Source organism: Mycobacterium sp. TH-M25 (assembly GCF_057473665.1).
In genome coordinates this window covers 1-15,744 of the sequence record NZ_JBYCLA010000387.1, presented here as the reverse complement: position 1 = coordinate 15,744, position 15,744 = coordinate 1, and the positions used below count along the sequence as shown (strand labels likewise).

The following is a 15,744-nucleotide window of genomic DNA, read 5'->3' as shown; positions in this document are numbered from 1 at the left end:
CACAAACGGGCAGCGCCTACGGTCAGTACGCGGTCGACCCAACGACGGGCCAGTTGATCGACCCGGCGAGCGGGCTGCCGATCGATCCCGCGACCGGGCTCCCGATCGCCGACGACGCTGACGACGATGCCTCGGATGGCCAGAAGACCCTTGAGATGGGCGCGCAGATGCTGACAGGGCTGTTGGGCGGTGTTATGGGCGCCGCTGGGGGTGCTGTGAGCGCGGCGACTCAGGGTATGCAGCAGTTGGCGCAGATGGCGACTCGCGGGGTCGGGGAACTCGCGAAAAGTGTCACACAAGGTGATCAATCCGGGCCAGACGGCCTGGGCGAGGGCTCAGGGGGCATGGGCGAGTTCGGCGGCGGTTCGGGTGGCGGTTCGGGCGGCGGAGAAGGGGGCGCGATGACCCCGGCGGCCGCGACGATCACCGGTTCTGCCCCGCAGGCACCCAACGCTGCAACCACGACCGCGCCCGCGGCGGTACCGCGCGCTGCGCCGCCCGAAGGGGGCGCGGGAATGGCGGGGATGCCGATGATGCCGATGGGCGGCGCCGGCGGCGCTGGAGGCGGTGCGAAGGCAGCGCCAGGTTCGTCGGCGAAGCGGTTTGTGCCGCCGGAGCGACCGAATACAGCCCGCGTGATTGGCGCCACCGACACCGAGCGTGTTGCGGCGAAACGTGATCGCCGCCAACAGCAGCTGCTGGCGGCCAAAGCGGCCGGCGAGGGCAAGGAGGATGCCAGTGAGTGATGCCGTTATCGACGACGACGCGTATGGCGTTGATGAGACCTTGCGTGATGTGTTGTCCCCCAAGGCCCTAGCGGTGCTGCGATCGGCGAGGGAGCTCAAACGCGTAGGCACTTCGTTCAGCCAATCCCTCGACGAGGTACGCGAGGAGGCATTTAGCGATACTGAAGATGTGTGGAGCGCGGCCAATGGCAACGGCTTCAACGTTGCCCTCGCGATCGACGACGCAGTGCTGTCAGGCAAGTACTCCCTGGAAGAAGTTGAGGACTTGATTAGCGACGCGATGATCGACGCGTCAGGACTGGGTCAGGCTGTGGGTGAACGGTTGTCGGCGCAGTTCACCGCTCGGCTTCGGGCACTGTCAAATCCGCTATCCCCATGACATCGCTGATGCGTGTGGCGTCACAACGAGCAGTGGCGCTGGTCCTCTATCCTCGGTGTGTGATCTTCTCGCGGACCGCGATCTCGGCTGCTCGCCGAGTCGTAACCGCGTGGCACTCAGGAGATTCCACTCATGCCTAACAGCGGGCGCAGAAGCCATGAATGATGCGGGGCACACTGCTGGTGGCGGTGAAAGTGGGGCAGTCACGACCGAGCTCGGCGTGCTGGCTTCGATTTTCGGGGTTCCCACGGTTCACACCTGGCGGCCCTGGTGGACCGTGAACGGTCCCGTTGATGCCCGCCACCTGCCGGCTTACATTGGCATGAGTCCGAGCGGTGTGGCGATCGACGTTGACATTATGGCCACGGCTCTTGGTGGAAATGGGCCGCATGGCGTCCTTTTGGGTGGGCCCGGTACGGGAAAAACTGAGGCGCTGACCACCTTTGTGCTGTCGCTGTGCTCGACGTATCCCCCGGAGGATATTCGCATCTTGCTCATCGGCGGGGACCTATCGGCGCCGCGGGAGGGCGGTTTGACCGCGTTGTCATCGTTACCGCACGTCGATATCGTCGGGCAGGATCTCAGTGGGCCGCAACGCGGAGAAGAACTGTTGGTCGCAGCGCAGGCTTCCATCTCGGCGGAGTTACGTTCTCGGCGGCAGCAGCTGCGCCAGGTGCATCCTGCGCGGCGGCCCGCGCACGGCCCGCATTTGCAGGTGGTGATCGATGACTACCACTTCCTGGAAGCCGGTGGTCTTGCCGACCGCTGGCGATCGCTCATGTGGCGGCTGATGAGTCGCGGTGCGCCGCTGAACATGCATCTATTGGTGTCTAGCCGAGTGCTGTCCCCCGCGATCCGAATGTTGTTGCCGCACTGCGGTTACCGGATTGTGATGGGCACACATGATATCGATGCGCCGGCGGATTTCCGCGCTGTGGAGTTGTCAGGTGACGGTGCGCCCGGCCTGGCGCTACTTGCCACCGATGACGCGGATGCCGCGGCGTGCACGTTTTTTCATCCTTCCGGTGACGATGGCCGAATACGGGACGCGTTGATCGACCGGATTCTCACCCACACACCTCACTGACGCTCGTCTTCAATAAGTTCGAGTAGTTCAGCGATGGTGTTGCCGTGCTGCTCGATGGCGCGGCCGAGTCTCTGGTTGTCCTTGCGCATCTGTAGCAGGTGCGATCGCATAAGTCCTAAACGGTTTTCATCTGGCAGGTCAAGCCATTCGTCTGGCTTAGGGGCGGAACGTTCTTCTGTAAGAAGCTCGTAGGCAAGGCCTTTCGGCCATCCCAGTACCGTGTCCACTTCGTGGCATGTCGATCGGCGCGGTACGCGGCGCGCGTTGAGAATTTCGCGCATGGCTCCCCGCTGCGGGCCGCCACGCACACCCACGTCGGCGATCGTGAGCCCTAGGTAGTCCATGCGGGCCTTCATGGCTTCGGCGAGCACCACAAGCCCTGGCGGCTTCGGGGGTTTCCTCACGGCGGTGATGGTAGCGCGACGCGGCAGCCAAAAGCTACATGCGCGCTTGGGTCCGCTCGTTGCGCTAACTCTGGACCGGTCATAGGCTCGTCGCGACCTGGACAACCAGGTGCCCTGACGATGCAGCGATTGAGGAGATTAGCCGTGAAAGTCGCGGTGTACCTGGCGATGTTGCTGTTGTCAGGTCCTCTGCTGCGGGTGGCCGGCGCGGCGCTTTCGGCAGTGTTTTTGGCGGTCATGTTCGGCATCGGTGTCTACCTGATTTTTCACCGTAAAGACCGCCCGGGCGGCGCTCCGCATGACGCGCCGCCACAGGTCGTTGTCGTGGTTCCCGCCGAGCACTGGCAGTGGCCACAGCCGCCGGCGGCGCCAACTCCCCCGCCCGCGGCTGTCGAAGCCGCCGACGTCCGGGCGACACATCCAGCGCGCCGGCCTCGTCACGATATTCCGCCGCTCTGGGTCAGGCCTGGCCAGTGACCAACACCGGATCCGAACCCGATGCGCTGGCCTGTGAGCCGGTTGCTTCGCCGAATCCTTTGGGGACCAACGCGATAAAGTTGACACTGCCCACACGACGACGCCCGAAACCCGCCGAGAACAGCCAGCAGACCTCTGCGACACCGCCAGCGGCCGATGCGGAGATCTCGGGTGCAGCCGACCAGCAGGCCTCTACGACTGATGCGCCTGCCGATGTTCCCGACGATGACAGTTGTGTGCCAACAGGTTACGGCTTGGATCGTCATATCACGCGAGTCCTCGGCGTGCTGGTCGCGATCGTCGCGGTGATCGTGGGTCTGGTGTGGTGGTTCGCTCAGCCGGAGCCCAAACCTAAACCGGTACACAGGATCGCCGATCAGCGTACTGGTGGCCCGCCGGCAACCAAGACGGTGGCACCGATCAACCAGGATGGACCATTGCAGGTCACGCTGACCGCGGTGTGCCCGGGGCAGTCCGACCCGAAACTTGCGGCCAGCGACGATCATCACTCCGGCTGGACATGCCCGACCGGCGGTGTTCCGTTCGGGCAGAAGCTCGTAGCGACTTTGCCCCAGCCCACGGTCATCGACGGTATCGAGTTCTGGCCCGGCTTCAACGGCACCGGGCCCGATGGCCGCGACGAATGGTTCCGCCACCTGCTCCTGCAGGAAGTGTCGTGCCAGTTCAACGACCGTGATTTGACAGAGCTACCGGGTTTACCGAACGGGGAACGGCAACAGTACAAAATGGTCGTCGACCACCTTGTCGCGAGCCAAGTCGAGTGCACGGTGAAGTCGACCGTGCCCCCTCCCCCACAGCCGGCAGCGACACCGACATCGGTGCCGCCAGGCGCCGACCCAACCGCAGCCGAGGCACCGCCCGGGCTCAGCAGCATCTTGCCGCCAGATCCGTTGGAAAACCCAGACGGTAGCAATGCGCCCAACGCGTCCAGTATCGCGGTGACCGGATTCCATCTGATAGGACACGCGATCCGATGAACGTGTCGCAGGCTTTGAGGGGGGCATGGCAGAACACTGCGCATCGCCGGTCGTGGTGGATCGCGGCCGGCACCGGTGTGCTGGTCCTGCTCGCGGTCCTGATTTTCGGTGTGTGTTCGATGGTCTGGTGGGTTATCACCACGGTCTCTCCCCCGGCGCCTCAGCCAGATCAGTTGACGCTCAAGCAGGTTGACCGGCATGAACAGGACGCTGCGCTGGTGGCGCTGTTTGCGAAGTGGTGCGTCAAGCTCGCTGAGGAAGCGACGCCTGACACCGTGGACAACCTCAATCAGTGCTTCACGGTCCCACCCGAGCATCTAAACCACCAGATCCAAGTGTCGAGCGCCCAGGCTGTCGGGGCGACAGCATCCGATCTGGACGCGTGGGCGCCGAGACTTGTTGGCCAGGACAGTCATGCGAGCATGTGGTCGGTGCTCGTGGCGGTCACCGTCAAAGAATTCGGCTCTGCCGCGGCCATCCGCAAGTATGTGTGGTTGAGCGTCGTCCTGCCCTCCGACCCGGCGAGCGGCCCGCGCGCCACGCTCGAGCCCGATGATCGGGCCACCGCGTTGCCGGCAGGCCCCGACGTCGAGTTGGCCTATGACCGTGACGTTTCGCCGAGCTCGCCGTTGGGGAGCGTGGTGACGTCATTTCTTACCGCCTACCTTGTCGGCCCGCCCGAGGACGTCGCGAAGTTCGTGACCGCAGATTCCGGCCTAACGGGGTTGGGCGCCTTGTATGACGCGCCGCTGAGCATCGAGGCCATGAAGGCCGATGCGGTCGCTGACGGGCCACCGGCACCCGACCAGCAGGTGCATGTGCTGGTGACGCTGACCGCCTCGCACAAAACGGGCGGCAAGAAGCCGATGCAGTACCCGCTGTTGCTGGTGGACGCCGGCGGCCGGTGGGCGGTGGCCGCTTTGGAGGACATGCCGGCGACCACGGGACGGCTGCTGCCGGCTGGCGGTCGATGAAATCAGCTGGACCAGACACGATTACCGAAGGAAAGAAAACATGACGCACACAATCATCAGCGCCGCGGGCGGCCTCACCATGGCGGCCCGCGCGGCGCACGTCCACGTGCTCGCCGCCTACGGCGGCGGACTGACGTGGACCGACATGATGTGGGGCACGTTCTATGAGTGGAAATGGTGGGCCGCTGGCGGGTCAATCATGATCCTGTGCACGACCGGGATTTTCATGCTTGGCCGCGCCCGTCTCATCGGCGCCGGGCTCATTGCCCTGGGCCTGGCCTTCGGCGTGTTCTTTGCCCGGATTGAGCACTTCATCGGGATCAGCCAGAACACCGAACAAAAGATTGAACATAATCAGCACGGCAATCCCTTCCAACGGGTGTCCTAGCGCGGATCGATGAGCACCGCCAACGATCCCAGCACGGGCTGGGTAGCACGCTCGTTCACCCGGGCCCGCGTCATGGGCACCTACTTGGCGCGTATACCACTGGGTGACAAGAGTTTCGACCTTCCAGCTGTCCTGAACCGGGCTCAGCTCCTTGCCGCGGTCTGCGGAGCGATCATCGCCGTTATCGCATGGGGCGTGGGAACCATCCTGGGTCTCGGCGCCTGGCTGTGTTGGCCCGTGGCGGCGGTGACCGCGGTGATCGTCATCGCGATCAAGTTCGCACCGGTTCCCGACCGCGGAGCGTCACTGTTTATCGGCGGACATGTGCGAATGGCGCTGGCACGGTTGCCTTTTGCCTCGACTCATGAAAGCAGCGTGGCTCGACACCGGCGCCGGCCTCACACGGTGCGCGCGTCGATGCGGATCGAATTCCATGCCGCGCCGGTATCGCGGCCACCCGCCGCTCAGGTGCCAGCCCAACCGCGGCCGGTTAAAGGGAGGCGCTGATGGCCCGTCGCTCGGTGGCACCCAAGCAGGACGTGTACGGAAATCTTCATTTTTCACCGTTCGGGGTATTCGCGTACTGGATTTTGACACCGCCAGATAAACCATTGGCCAATCACGCCCGTAGCGCGGCGATCGCCGGCGCCCACCGGCGCCTGACCGATCTGCTGCCGCTGCGGCCGACGTTCGCGGGCACCTCGTCGCTGAAAGATCCCCGATTCATCTATCACCAGCAGGCCAAAGGCGTTGACCTCAACGCTCATCCGCTTTACGAAGCGGTGTGCCTGGCCCGCCAGCTGGAGGCCGAAGGCACCGAGCCGCGGTTCTCGGTGGACTGGATGTGGGTACGGCTCGAACGCGGGTCCGGCCCCATCGCGGCACTGAACCATCGGCTGGCCCGCATCGGCCTATTTGCCCCGAGGCCCACGCAGGAGAACATCGATCTGTACTGGGAAGCCATGCTCGATGTGGAACGCCTCATCCCGGCAGAGTTCGCACCGCTACGCCCCAACGGCGCCCAGATTCGATGGCTGTGGCGCCGCCAGCACACCCTTGGGGTGCTCGATGAGCCATGTCCGTTGCCGGAATACCGCGACAGCGCGCTCACCGGTTACACCTGGCAACCTTCCGTCGACCTCGACGAGGGCGACGGCACCGTGGCGGGCGATCAGCAGCCGATGGTCCGCGTCACCAGTTTCGACGACGGCCACTGGGTGAGCTATCAGATTCACGCTGAAGTGACCAGCTTCCCCGCCGGCGGTATTTATTTCCCAGGGTCTGATTTCACCGGCCTGATTTCCAACGTCGTCAACGACCGCACCGGCCAACGAGTACATGTCGACTGGACAGAGCGCGCCCACCTGCTGCCGTTAGGTAAGGCCCGCCGGCGCAACCAGGCTGGCCACCGCAAGATCAGCGAACAGTACGAGCAACAGGCCGGCCGGCGGACCACCCAGGAACTCGCTGAAAGCCAGGAAGCTCTCGACGATTTCGAGGAAGAACTGAGCGTGCACCCGCGCGAGGCCGAAGTCGTGTTCACCACGATTTTCAGCGTCGGGGCACCGACCCCACAGGAAGCCCGCGCGGGCTACAACGCGTTGCGCGAGGCGCTCGAAGAACCCCACGTGCAACTGGCCGCGATGGTGGGCCAGCAGCGCCGGTTGTTCAAGGCCATCCGCCCGGGCGTGGAGGACCTGTCCATCTTGTCGGCGAGCGCGCAATACACCAGCCGCACCGGCTGGTCACGGTATATCCCATTGTCCACCAGCAGATTCGGCGACACCGAAGGCCGCGCGGTGGGCATCAACAAGATGTCGGGTGAGTTGGACTTCGTCTTCCTCAACACCCGCGGCGAGGCACGCCGCGTCATGTCGGGTGGGATGATCATCGGCGGCGACCCACGCAAGGGCAAGACGCATTTCGCGATGCTCAACGCCGCCGAAGAAGCCATTTCCGGGGCGTGCGTGGTGATGTTCGATGCGGCCCGCGGACAGCCTTGGCGCCGATTCGCGTCCAAGGTTCCGGGGTCGGGTGTGATCAACCTCGCTGACGGTGAGTTCACGGTGTGCCCGCTAATTCTGATCGGCGGCTCGGTGGGCAACGAGCTGCTGACCAACGAGTTGTGCCGCATCGCCCGCGTCACCGGGCCCGTCGCCGCCGAGCTACGGCTGCTGGTGGCCAGCCGCCAGTGGACGTCGACGTCGCAGCTGCTCGATCACATGACCAGCCCGCAGTGCCCTCAACCGCTGGTCCCGTTGGGCCGCGAACTGTTGAGCTGGTCGACGACGGTGGCCGGGCAAGCGTTGTTCGGCCGCTACAACCGGCAGACCGGACTCCACGAGCCGCTGCCGGCGCTGTCGTTGGGAACGCTCGGGTTGGTGGTGGTGGAAACCCAGGACTTGGACTTGCCCACCGAGGACGAGGTAAGAGCTGCGGCCGCCGGCGGGCCGGCGCTGACACCGGGACAGATGATTGCCCAGTCAGCGATGGCGTTGTTCGCCGTCTATCTGCGGAAGGTGTTTTACGGCAGGCAATCCCGAGACATTCTCGGCTTTGACGAGGGGTGGCGGACCGTGTCGCTGAAGATCCTCAAGGATCTGGTGTTCGAGACGTTCCGCACCGGGCCGGCGGCCAACACCGATGTGTGGCTGATTTCGCAAAAACCCTGGCGTGATTTCACCGACCAGGACGAGGACCTGGCGCGGGTGCGGGTGATGTTCAGTGTCGAAGACCTTCCTGAGGCGAAGTTGGCGTCTCGCTGGATAGGTGTGGATCCTGATCAGTACCCTCACATTCCTGAATGGCTGTCGACGGGCCTGTCTCCGCAGAATCGGGTGCGGGATGCGTTTCACCGCAGCTCGGGTCAGGAAGTCATTGCCCGTGATCGCATGGGCGAGTGCCTGATTCGCACCGGCGATGGTGAGCTGGGCTGGATGAAGAGCTTCGAGATGGTGTTCCCCGAGTGGGAAGCCGCCGCCGACACCCGTCCACAACTGACCTGACCACACCCTAAAGAAGTTGGAGCCTGTGAGTTTTTCCCAGAAGTGTCCCCACCCAGTACGGGCGGTAGCCCTCGCTGTCGCCGAGGAACTCCGCGGCCGCGGTTACGACGCCGCCGCCGCGGACGCAGTGGGCGGTGACATCACGGTCCGCGCGGTGCATCTCGAGGGCTGGCGATATCCGGACGGGCACTGGGAGTTTCACGACAGCCCAGCAGAGATCAGCGTATTCACCGAAACCGATGAGCAACACGCCCGGCAACTACGGTGCTCGTTCGTCGACCATCGGGGCGAGATGCAGGTCCCTGTGTACGGTTCACCAGCGGCCATAGCCGACTGGATCACCCAGGAACTGCCACCGGCGGGTCGCCCGACATGCCAGCTGGAGCACCATCCCAACTTCATCGACGCCGACACCGGGGCGATACCACCGGACTGGTTTGCTCGCTGGAGCGAGCACGACGAAAGCGTGCCGGGATGACTCCGGCTGCGTGGCAGTGCTTCACCGCATGGTCGGTGACCCTTCCGCCGCGGCAGCGGATGCTGCTACGCGCTTTGGCGGCTGCCCAAATCACGATGGTGCTGCTGATGGTGTTCGCGCCGCATGCGGCGGCCGCCGGCCTGGACGCGGTTGTCGGGTTCACCGGCGTGCGGGACTCCTATGGGGTTCCGTTGGTGAGCAACCGATTCATCAACGGCGATGACAGCCTGTTCGACTGGAACGGTGTGCTGCCCCGTATCCACGCCGGCACAAGCATTTCCACCGGAATTGTGAACGCGGTCGGCGAAGCCGAGACGGCGTGGATCGTGGTGTCGGTGTCGATCTTCTTGTGGTTGATCCGGGCGCTGCGGTCGGTGTTTTGGAACCATCTGATCGGCAGCGTCTTTTCGTCGGTCGGTCTGGGTATGAATACGTTGCTCAATTCGACACCGGCGCTCGCGGCCGGAATTTTGGTGGGCACTTTCGGCGGTGTGTTGGCGATCGGTATGGGCCATTACACGGCGGGCCGGCTGACGATCGGGTCGACGTGGGCACTGGGCATCGTGGGTGTGCCGCTGAGCAAGCATGTTGGCTCGGAGATGTTGGCGCCGTCAGGATGGATCGACAAGATTCGCGTCGTGGCTGAGGGCGCGGCCGGAGTGTTGATGCGCCAGGGGCGTGACATCGGGGCCGCCACATCGGGTTTGGATGGCCGGGCCAATAAGTTAGAGACCGGGTTCGCTGATGCGACGCGGGCCGCTCTGCAGGATTGGATGCTGGGCCGGGTGGTCGATCCGGGCAAGGTTACCGATAACGCGGCCGGGTCAGGCGCGGGCTCGGATGCGGCGTGCTCGCAGGCCTGGACGGCGGGCCAGCGCAGCGGCGACCCGATGGTCTTGGCCCAGCGAATGGCCGGTGATCCCGCCCACCATGTCGCCGCTGCCTGCCCGCACGACGTGTTGATGCACATCCAGCATGTGAATTTGTTCGACGGGGTGTTCATCATGGTGCTGTTGTGGGCGTGCCTGGGTATCGGCGCCTGGTTCGCCTGGTGCGGCCTGAACTGCCGGTTCCGATTCATCGCCCACGGAGCGTTTGCGCCGGGGTTTTTGGTGTATGGGCTGTTCCCGACGTTTCCTCGCCGGTTCCTGAAGTTGGTGTCGGCGGACTTTGTCGTGCAAGGGCTCTCGGACGGTGTCTACACCATCTTGACGGGCCTGTACGTGATGATCTTGATGGGGACATGGGTGGTCGTGGGTGCGTTGCCGGTGATCGGTGTGCTACCTACCGGACGGCTGATGATCACGGCGATGATGATGGTGCTGTTCGTCGGGTACGTCGCGCATGTGCGCAAACTTCACCGGATGGCCGCCCAGCTACCGGCGGCCGGCAATGTGTCGCCGGCGAAGCTTGCGGCGCCGGCGACGATGGCGGCCGGTGCTGGACTGTCTGCGATGGCGGCTTCGCGCGGTGGTCGCTTCACCGCGGGGTCGGGTGGCCGTGCGGGGGTGAACAATAAGGCGACGTCGTCGCGGATCAACGCGGGTTTGCAGGCGGCGCAGATCGCGTTGTCGCGGTTGCATCCTGCGGTGTCGGCGACGGCATCTATTGCTGGCGGTTTCGGCTCGGCCGCTTTGAGCGCGGCCGTCCAGAAACGCGCCGCCGATCAGGAAAAGAAAGAATCCGGCGGCGGCCGCGGGTCGGCGGCTGTGCCGTCACCTGCTGGGCGCGGCCCTAGCGGGCCTGCTGGCCGCTCGTCAGCGTCAGGCGGTTCACGGCCCGCTGATCATGTCCAGCGGGCCCAGCAGCGGGCGTCTGCGGCACGTTCGGATGCCGCGGCGGTGACCCGTCAAACCGCGCTACAGCGGCCCGGTGGTAAGTCGCGACCGGTCGGCGGCCCGGGATCGGGCTTTAGGTCATAGCGCAAAGCAGCTAAACGTATTCTGCGACACAGCAGTTCAGTGGAGAGAGGATTCGGATGTTCGTCTACAAGTTGGCCGACCCCGTAGCCTGAGCAACTAAAGACAGTTTCTACCAAGGGAATACGCTCGGGACTGGACGGTTTCGAGTTGAAGAGAGGAACCTGATGTTTGTCTACCAGCATGCGGGCGTGGTTGGTGCCGACGACCTCTACAACGTGGGTTTCTACCGGGCTGACGGCCGGTTCGAGGTTGTCCACTCGCGGCAGCTTCGAGATGAGGCTGAGTCGAAGGTGCATTACCTCAATGGAGGCACCACCCAGCGAATCGAGTCCTTGCTTGAGAAGCTCGCCAGCGACACCGACGACTTGCTCGCCGAAATAAGGCTTTTCAGAGAGCAGCCGGGGCTTTAGCGAGCTTTACAGTCCGCCCGCCAGCGTCGCCATCACGACCTGCTGGACTGTCAGCGGGCCCACAGCGGACGCGCACGTCACCGTCCATGTCGTAGCCAACATCTACAGTCAGAAGATGGCGGAAAAGTCTTTTTGGCATGGTGGACGCCGCGGTATCACGGTGGGCCAGTTCATTCGGGCGCCGCGGGAGCGTCGGCGAGAATGGTCGGCTCTAGAGCGCCAGCAAGAAGCGCACTACGCCCGTCACGGCTATGACTCTGACCGCGACCCGAAGCGGGTTTACTTCACGACTGACCGTGAGCTTGCGCGCGGTTGGGCGATGAATGACATGCTCGCGCTGGAAGGTGGTGGCGCGCTGTACCGGGTGAAGCCGATGCCGCCCAGCTCGTTGGAGCCGGACCCGGACTACGCGGCCACCGGGTTTTCGGCTCGCCGTGCGGTGGTGCTGGAGGTGGCCGAAGACCCGGTGCAGATGGATGCCGAGGCCGCCACCCGCGCGGTGTGTGCGAAGTACTCGTTGTGGACCGATGGCGGCCGCATGTACGACGACGAGGGTTACATGCAGCCGCCGGCAACGCACCGCCAGGGTGGGGCGACCCCGGAGTTGTACCGGCATCTGGGCCGGTGGTTCCTGATGCCGCCTGGGCACAGTCTGGTGTTCCTAGACGGTCAAATATTTCTCGCTCCGACATCATCGGCGAGTTAAAGCGGTAACGCCCAAGCGATCACGGCCCGTCAGGTGTTGATGAGGATGCGGCCGCCGAGTAGCTCGGCGATGAGTTCGATAGCGTCGCGTTCCACCTCGTCGCCGGTGTCATCGGGTGGCCCGTGGTCCATCGCCGTGGCCCAAAAGCTTGTGTCGACGTCAGGATGCTGCACGGGCATCCGCCGCTCGATTTCGTCACTCAGGGCGTTGTCGCGGGCCTGAGCGCGGTCGTCGAGCCAGGCCCGCCATTTCTCCCGCTGGTCACGGTAGCGGGTAATGCGTTCCTGGCGGACGCTGTCGGTGTCGTGGGCGGCCGCGATGCTGTCCAGTGTCGTTGGGCCCGGCCCTACGGTCCCGCGGCCTGTACGGGCGATCAGGCCGATGATTTCCAACGCGGTGAGGGTTTCATCGCCGGCCGTTCGTGAAACCCGCGCGGCGGCCAGAATGTCGGCGCGGTTAGTCAATCCGTGGTGCGCAACCAGCTCGTAGATCCGGCGTAGGTGATGGCCAACAACCCACCAGGCGTCGTGTACGGGTTCGATCCGCACCCTTTCGGGTCCAGCGGGATCACTGGTGATGCTGTGGGGAGTGGTCAGCGCGTAGCAGTCGGCGTCGACGTTGACGGCCGGCCTGGTCAAGATCAGCGGTGCGCCCGGGCGATCTCGAAGGTCCCGCAGGACCCGCCATACCGTGTCCGAGCTGAGTAGCCCGCTGCCCAGGGCCAGGTTGCGGCCGCCGACTGCTACCACCCACACCCCGTTGATGACTTCTCCGGTCGCGTAGGCGTGCCAGGCCAGCGTTTGCAACACCGCGTACACGGTCCAGCGGTACCGTTTACCGGCGAACTCGACGTCCGCCCACAACGCGGCTGCCGCCAGCCAGCGCCGAAGATCGGCCGGACCCCACGGCCCGGTTTTCTGGCCACTTCCTGATGTACCCCCCGGTGAGTACTTTCCCTTGTGCTGCGGATGGCGGTATTTGAGGGTGTTTGTGCACAGCCAGGTCAGGGCGCGGTGAAAGTCCTTGTCCAAGGCGGTGCCGGCGCGGTGCTTGTAGCGGGCGTAGGCGCCGCCGAGGCCCGCATGCCAGGGGCCTCCGGGGGCGATGAGCGCGGCGATGCTGGCGCGGCTGTGGCCGCGGGCGATCGCCGCGGTGATGACGGCCAGGCGGGCTTCTGAGGGGCTGTCCCACTGACGCTGCCCGGTGGCCATCGCGCCGTGCACGGCGAATTCGGCGATGTCGGGATGCATGGGGTCATCGCGCACGTAGTCCGGGGCCAGACGCTGATCGTCGCCGGAACCGGTGCAGTACGCGGTGATATCGACGTGATCGACCACTGTGGTCGCGGCGGGCTGGCTGGTGGGCGCGCGGCGAGGTTTGACGGCGCCGAGCAGTTCAGCCAGCCGCGGCAGCAAGGCCGGGTCTGAGCGGGTGGCGAATGCGTCGACGGCCGCGGCGAGGGTGCCGTCGAGCTGGCGGTATCCGCCCTGTTTCGCCGGTGTCCCTGGGGCGCTCAGGCAGGCGTACTGCGGGTCGGTGGTGTTGGGGTTGGAGTCCAGTGTCGGCAGGCGCGCGGCCAGAAGCCGTGCGATATTTCGTACTTCGTCGAACCCGGCGGTAGTGCCAATAGCTAACGGGCACAACAGATGCGCGCCGCTGGGTGAGTGGTCGGTGACTACTTTGCCGCCGCAGCGGGTGATCCATTCCGTGGCGGTGGCCAGGTCAGCGTCCACGGCCGCCCGGCCGCCGCGTTTGTCGTCGAAGTCCAGGTACAACAGTGTGGTCCGCAGTCCTTTACGGGTGAACATGTACAGCGCAGCCGGCCTGCTCGGCAGCGTCGTGGACAGATCGCCGGTGTCAGAGAACTTGCCGGTGTCCGGGTCGAACAGCCGCATCGAGCGTCGCCCGGGCGCCGCGATGAGCGGGGCCAGTACTTTCCACACCAGCTCTGGCCGATCCGGGTAGGCCGCCTTGTGCCTGTGGGTGGTCATCGGCGGTCGTCGGTAACGCAGCAGCAGACGCGACCTGAGAGTTGCTGTCGCCGCGCTGATTGGGGTGAGCAGTGACCATCGGCGCCGCCGCGCTGCACAGCGGGCGACCAGGGATGATCGCATCGCGATGCCAACGTTTGATCACGGTTTACGCACAAGTTTCGCGGCGTAACTGTTGCAGGGGCCGCGCATGCGCTACCGTGAGAGCTGTCGCCGTTCAAATCGACAGATCCCTTCGGGATAACGGGTGGGAAACCCGGAGCCGAGCTGGTAACTCGGTTTGAACCTCCAGACGTGGCCCCGCTTCGGCGGGGCCTTCGTCATGTCAGCGGGGTCTCCGCACACCACTGTTCATATGTCACGTCTGCCCGGCCTGTCGGCGTTCAGAGACTGGCACTGGGCGGTGGGTGCTACATGGCCAGCGGCAGACCCTCCTCCCCGATGTCGAGTTCGCGGACGAGCTCGGGAAAGCCGACGTGCTGGCAGACGATGTCGGCCAGCAGAGTCGAGCGGTCGATGCCGAGCCGCTTGTAGTCGTCCTCGATGAGGTTGGCGACGGCCCGCGGCGGCCGAAGTTTCACGTGCGGGCCCAGTCGGCGGCCTTCGGTGGTCAATTCCTTTGTGGCCGTGTGTGATTCGAGCAGCAACTGCTCAGAACGATGTGTCATGAGGTCGCGGCGGCCATAGTGCAGGCAGACAATGTCGGTAAGGATCGCGGTGCGGTCTGTGCAGTGGTCTGCCGCCGCGGCATCGACGGCCTGCAGGGCCGCGGCCGGCAGTTTCGCAGTCATCATGGCCCGGTCGCCCTTTGAAGGGCGACCTGTCTTAGCTGGTCCAGTCATGCGGTTGATCCTGCCCGGTCCATTTCATGAAACGCCGCAGACACGCCGAAGCTCAGAGGGTATTGATTTTGCTTTTGGTTTTTACTTCCGCAGTTTGTGACTGCTCTTTCTGCCGCTGTCACGATCGTCTTGTTTTGGGAGGAACGGAGGGTTGCGGGCGGTGGGACAGCGCGTGCGCCGCGGATTCGACCGCGGCCGGTTCCATGAGGCCGTCGAGGCCTCGGGTGTCTCCCGCTCGGATCTGGCGCGCCTCGCGGGCATTTCGTCGGCAACTATCCATTCGTGGGAACGACGCGACGGGGCTCCCGACATTGAGCGACTGGCTCGAATCGCCGGAGTGCTTGGCCACGACGTCGACGAGTTCGTGCAGGTCCCCGATGACGAGTGCATGCCATCGGATCTGCGAGTCCGCAAAGGACTCACGCAAGTACAGCTGGCATCGGCGGCGGGCCTGAGCACCACGGTCGTCTCGGCGTTCGAGCGCGGTGAAACGCGCTGGTCCAGCCGGAAGGCTGCGAGGCTGGCCCCAGTGCTCGGTGTCAGCGTTGATGAGCTCGAGGCGGCGTGGGAGCGGGCTCGCACACGTCCTGCCGGCAGCCCACCCTGACCGTGGCCGGCGGCGGTCAAGCCTGCTTAGGTGCACGGCCGGAGATGAAACCACTCCTCCCCCACTAGCGCCACCAGCACGACCGGCACCCGTGCTTGAGGCGGCCGGTGTTTGGTCGGTGTTGTCGGCCTAATGACCGTCCCGATGCACAGCATGTAGAACAAGTACGTAGTACATTGGGGTTATGAGTGAAGTATCGATACGAACGCTCAACCAGGAAACGTCGAAGGTCTTAGCCCGAGTCAAGCGCGGCGAGGAGATCACCCTTACTGAGCGCGGCGAGGTAATCGCCCGAAGTAACCCGGCGGCCGCCGGTCTTCTCGACTCGCT

General features: G+C 64.8%; 17 protein-coding genes and 1 pseudogene. 15 read left to right on the top strand and 3 right to left on the bottom strand.

Annotation, left to right across the window (positions count from 1 at the left end):
* The 3 genes and pseudogenes from AC2VOU_RS13115 to AC2VOU_RS13105 form a co-directional block, all read left to right on the top strand.
* A pseudogene (locus AC2VOU_RS13115) lies at window positions 1-746 on the top strand (hypothetical protein); the annotation flags it as partial.
* Entirely contained in the window at window positions 739-1,125 is a 387-nt protein-coding gene (locus AC2VOU_RS13110; RefSeq protein ID WP_486957770.1) for a hypothetical protein, read from the top strand. The pseudogene AC2VOU_RS13115 and the gene AC2VOU_RS13110, both read left to right, overlap by 8 nt.
* A 322-nt stretch (window positions 1,126-1,447) precedes the next feature.
* Window positions 1,448-2,212, top strand: coding sequence for an FtsK/SpoIIIE domain-containing protein (locus AC2VOU_RS13105; protein WP_486957769.1), 765 nt, complete (start codon window positions 1,448-1,450; stop codon window positions 2,210-2,212).
* On the opposite strand, the gene AC2VOU_RS13100 is transcribed toward AC2VOU_RS13105, so the two are convergent.
* Window positions 2,206-2,616, bottom strand: a complete 411-nt coding sequence (locus tag AC2VOU_RS13100) for a helix-turn-helix domain-containing protein (RefSeq protein WP_486957768.1) — start codon at window positions 2,614-2,616, stop codon at window positions 2,206-2,208. The two genes, AC2VOU_RS13105 and AC2VOU_RS13100, sit on opposite strands and share 7 nt — an antisense overlap.
* 144 nt (window positions 2,617-2,760) lie before the next feature.
* On the opposite strand from AC2VOU_RS13100, the gene AC2VOU_RS13095 reads away from it, so the two are divergent.
* The 10 genes from AC2VOU_RS13095 to AC2VOU_RS13050 all read left to right on the top strand — a co-directional run bounded on the left by AC2VOU_RS13095 (window position 2,761) and on the right by AC2VOU_RS13050 (window position 11,974).
* Window positions 2,761-3,093, top strand: coding sequence for a hypothetical protein (locus tag AC2VOU_RS13095; protein ID WP_486957767.1), 333 nt, complete (start codon window positions 2,761-2,763; stop codon window positions 3,091-3,093).
* 80 nt (window positions 3,094-3,173) lie between these two features.
* A complete protein-coding gene (locus tag AC2VOU_RS13090) occupies window positions 3,174-4,091 on the top strand; it encodes a hypothetical protein (protein ID WP_486957766.1) in 918 nt (305 codons plus the stop codon).
* Window positions 4,088-5,065, top strand: a complete 978-nt coding sequence (locus AC2VOU_RS13085; RefSeq protein WP_486957765.1) for a hypothetical protein — start codon at window positions 4,088-4,090, stop codon at window positions 5,063-5,065. Before AC2VOU_RS13090 ends, AC2VOU_RS13085 begins: the two co-directional genes overlap by 4 nt.
* A 40-nt stretch (window positions 5,066-5,105) precedes the next feature.
* Window positions 5,106-5,453, top strand: a complete 348-nt coding sequence (locus AC2VOU_RS13080) for a hypothetical protein (protein ID WP_486957764.1) — start codon at window positions 5,106-5,108, stop codon at window positions 5,451-5,453.
* 9 nt (window positions 5,454-5,462) lie between these two features.
* Window positions 5,463-5,960, top strand: a complete 498-nt coding sequence (locus AC2VOU_RS13075; protein WP_486957763.1) for a hypothetical protein — start codon at window positions 5,463-5,465, stop codon at window positions 5,958-5,960.
* Window positions 5,960-8,458 (top strand): ATP-binding protein, encoded by a 2,499-nt coding sequence (locus AC2VOU_RS13070; RefSeq protein ID WP_486957762.1) that lies wholly within the window; start codon window positions 5,960-5,962, stop codon window positions 8,456-8,458. Before AC2VOU_RS13075 ends, AC2VOU_RS13070 begins: the two co-directional genes overlap by 1 nt.
* A gap of 25 nt (window positions 8,459-8,483) precedes the next feature.
* The gene (locus AC2VOU_RS13065; RefSeq protein WP_486957761.1) at window positions 8,484-8,936 is read left to right on the top strand and encodes a hypothetical protein; all 453 of its coding nucleotides are present in this window, start codon (window positions 8,484-8,486) and stop codon (window positions 8,934-8,936) included.
* A complete protein-coding gene (locus tag AC2VOU_RS13060) occupies window positions 8,933-10,858 on the top strand; it encodes a hypothetical protein (protein WP_486957760.1) in 1,926 nt (641 codons plus the stop codon). Before AC2VOU_RS13065 ends, AC2VOU_RS13060 begins: the two co-directional genes overlap by 4 nt.
* Before the next feature lie 164 nt (window positions 10,859-11,022).
* Entirely contained in the window at window positions 11,023-11,268 is a 246-nt protein-coding gene (locus AC2VOU_RS13055; RefSeq protein WP_486957759.1) for a hypothetical protein, read from the top strand.
* A 115-nt stretch (window positions 11,269-11,383) separates the two neighbouring features.
* A complete protein-coding gene (locus AC2VOU_RS13050) occupies window positions 11,384-11,974 on the top strand; it encodes a hypothetical protein (protein ID WP_486957758.1) in 591 nt (196 codons plus the stop codon).
* 29 nt (window positions 11,975-12,003) lie between these two features.
* On the opposite strand, the gene AC2VOU_RS13045 is transcribed toward AC2VOU_RS13050, so the two are convergent.
* Together AC2VOU_RS13045 and AC2VOU_RS13040 are read right to left on the bottom strand one after the other, a co-directional pair.
* Window positions 12,004-13,965, bottom strand: coding sequence for a hypothetical protein (locus AC2VOU_RS13045; RefSeq protein ID WP_486957757.1), 1,962 nt, complete (start codon window positions 13,963-13,965; stop codon window positions 12,004-12,006).
* 410 nt (window positions 13,966-14,375) lie between these two features.
* On the bottom strand, window positions 14,376-14,756 hold the full coding sequence (locus AC2VOU_RS13040) for a hypothetical protein (protein ID WP_486957756.1): 381 nt from the start codon (window positions 14,754-14,756) through the stop codon (window positions 14,376-14,378).
* 211 nt (window positions 14,757-14,967) lie between these two features.
* Here AC2VOU_RS13040 and AC2VOU_RS13035 point away from each other — a divergent pair, with 211 nt between their 5' ends.
* Together AC2VOU_RS13035 and AC2VOU_RS13030 are read left to right on the top strand one after the other, a co-directional pair.
* The gene (locus tag AC2VOU_RS13035) at window positions 14,968-15,414 is read left to right on the top strand and encodes a helix-turn-helix domain-containing protein (RefSeq protein WP_486957755.1); all 447 of its coding nucleotides are present in this window, start codon (window positions 14,968-14,970) and stop codon (window positions 15,412-15,414) included.
* A gap of 184 nt (window positions 15,415-15,598) precedes the next feature.
* Window positions 15,599-15,744: type II toxin-antitoxin system Phd/YefM family antitoxin (locus tag AC2VOU_RS13030; RefSeq protein ID WP_486957771.1), on the top strand; the 146-nt coding region annotated here is incomplete at its 3' end.

What these genes read in the sequence shown, in the direction of transcription:
- AC2VOU_RS13060 (WP_486957760.1), top strand. Translation starts at nt 8,933, where the DNA reads ATGACTCCGGCTGCGTGGCAGTGCTTCACCGCATGGTCGGTGACCCTT.
- AC2VOU_RS13045 (WP_486957757.1), bottom strand. Translation starts at nt 13,965, where the DNA reads ATGACCACCCACAGGCACAAGGCGGCCTACCCGGATCGGCCAGAGCTG.
- AC2VOU_RS13070 (WP_486957762.1), top strand. Translation starts at nt 5,960, where the DNA reads ATGGCCCGTCGCTCGGTGGCACCCAAGCAGGACGTGTACGGAAATCTT.
- AC2VOU_RS13080 (WP_486957764.1), top strand. Translation starts at nt 5,106, where the DNA reads ATGACGCACACAATCATCAGCGCCGCGGGCGGCCTCACCATGGCGGCC.
- AC2VOU_RS13105 (WP_486957769.1), top strand. Translation starts at nt 1,448, where the DNA reads ATGAGTCCGAGCGGTGTGGCGATCGACGTTGACATTATGGCCACGGCT.
- AC2VOU_RS13040 (WP_486957756.1), bottom strand. Translation starts at nt 14,756, where the DNA reads ATGACTGCGAAACTGCCGGCCGCGGCCCTGCAGGCCGTCGATGCCGCG.
- AC2VOU_RS13075 (WP_486957763.1), top strand. Translation starts at nt 5,463, where the DNA reads ATGAGCACCGCCAACGATCCCAGCACGGGCTGGGTAGCACGCTCGTTC.
- AC2VOU_RS13055 (WP_486957759.1), top strand. Translation starts at nt 11,023, where the DNA reads ATGTTTGTCTACCAGCATGCGGGCGTGGTTGGTGCCGACGACCTCTAC.
- AC2VOU_RS13050 (WP_486957758.1), top strand. Translation starts at nt 11,384, where the DNA reads ATGGCGGAAAAGTCTTTTTGGCATGGTGGACGCCGCGGTATCACGGTG.
- AC2VOU_RS13085 (WP_486957765.1), top strand. Translation starts at nt 4,088, where the DNA reads ATGAACGTGTCGCAGGCTTTGAGGGGGGCATGGCAGAACACTGCGCAT.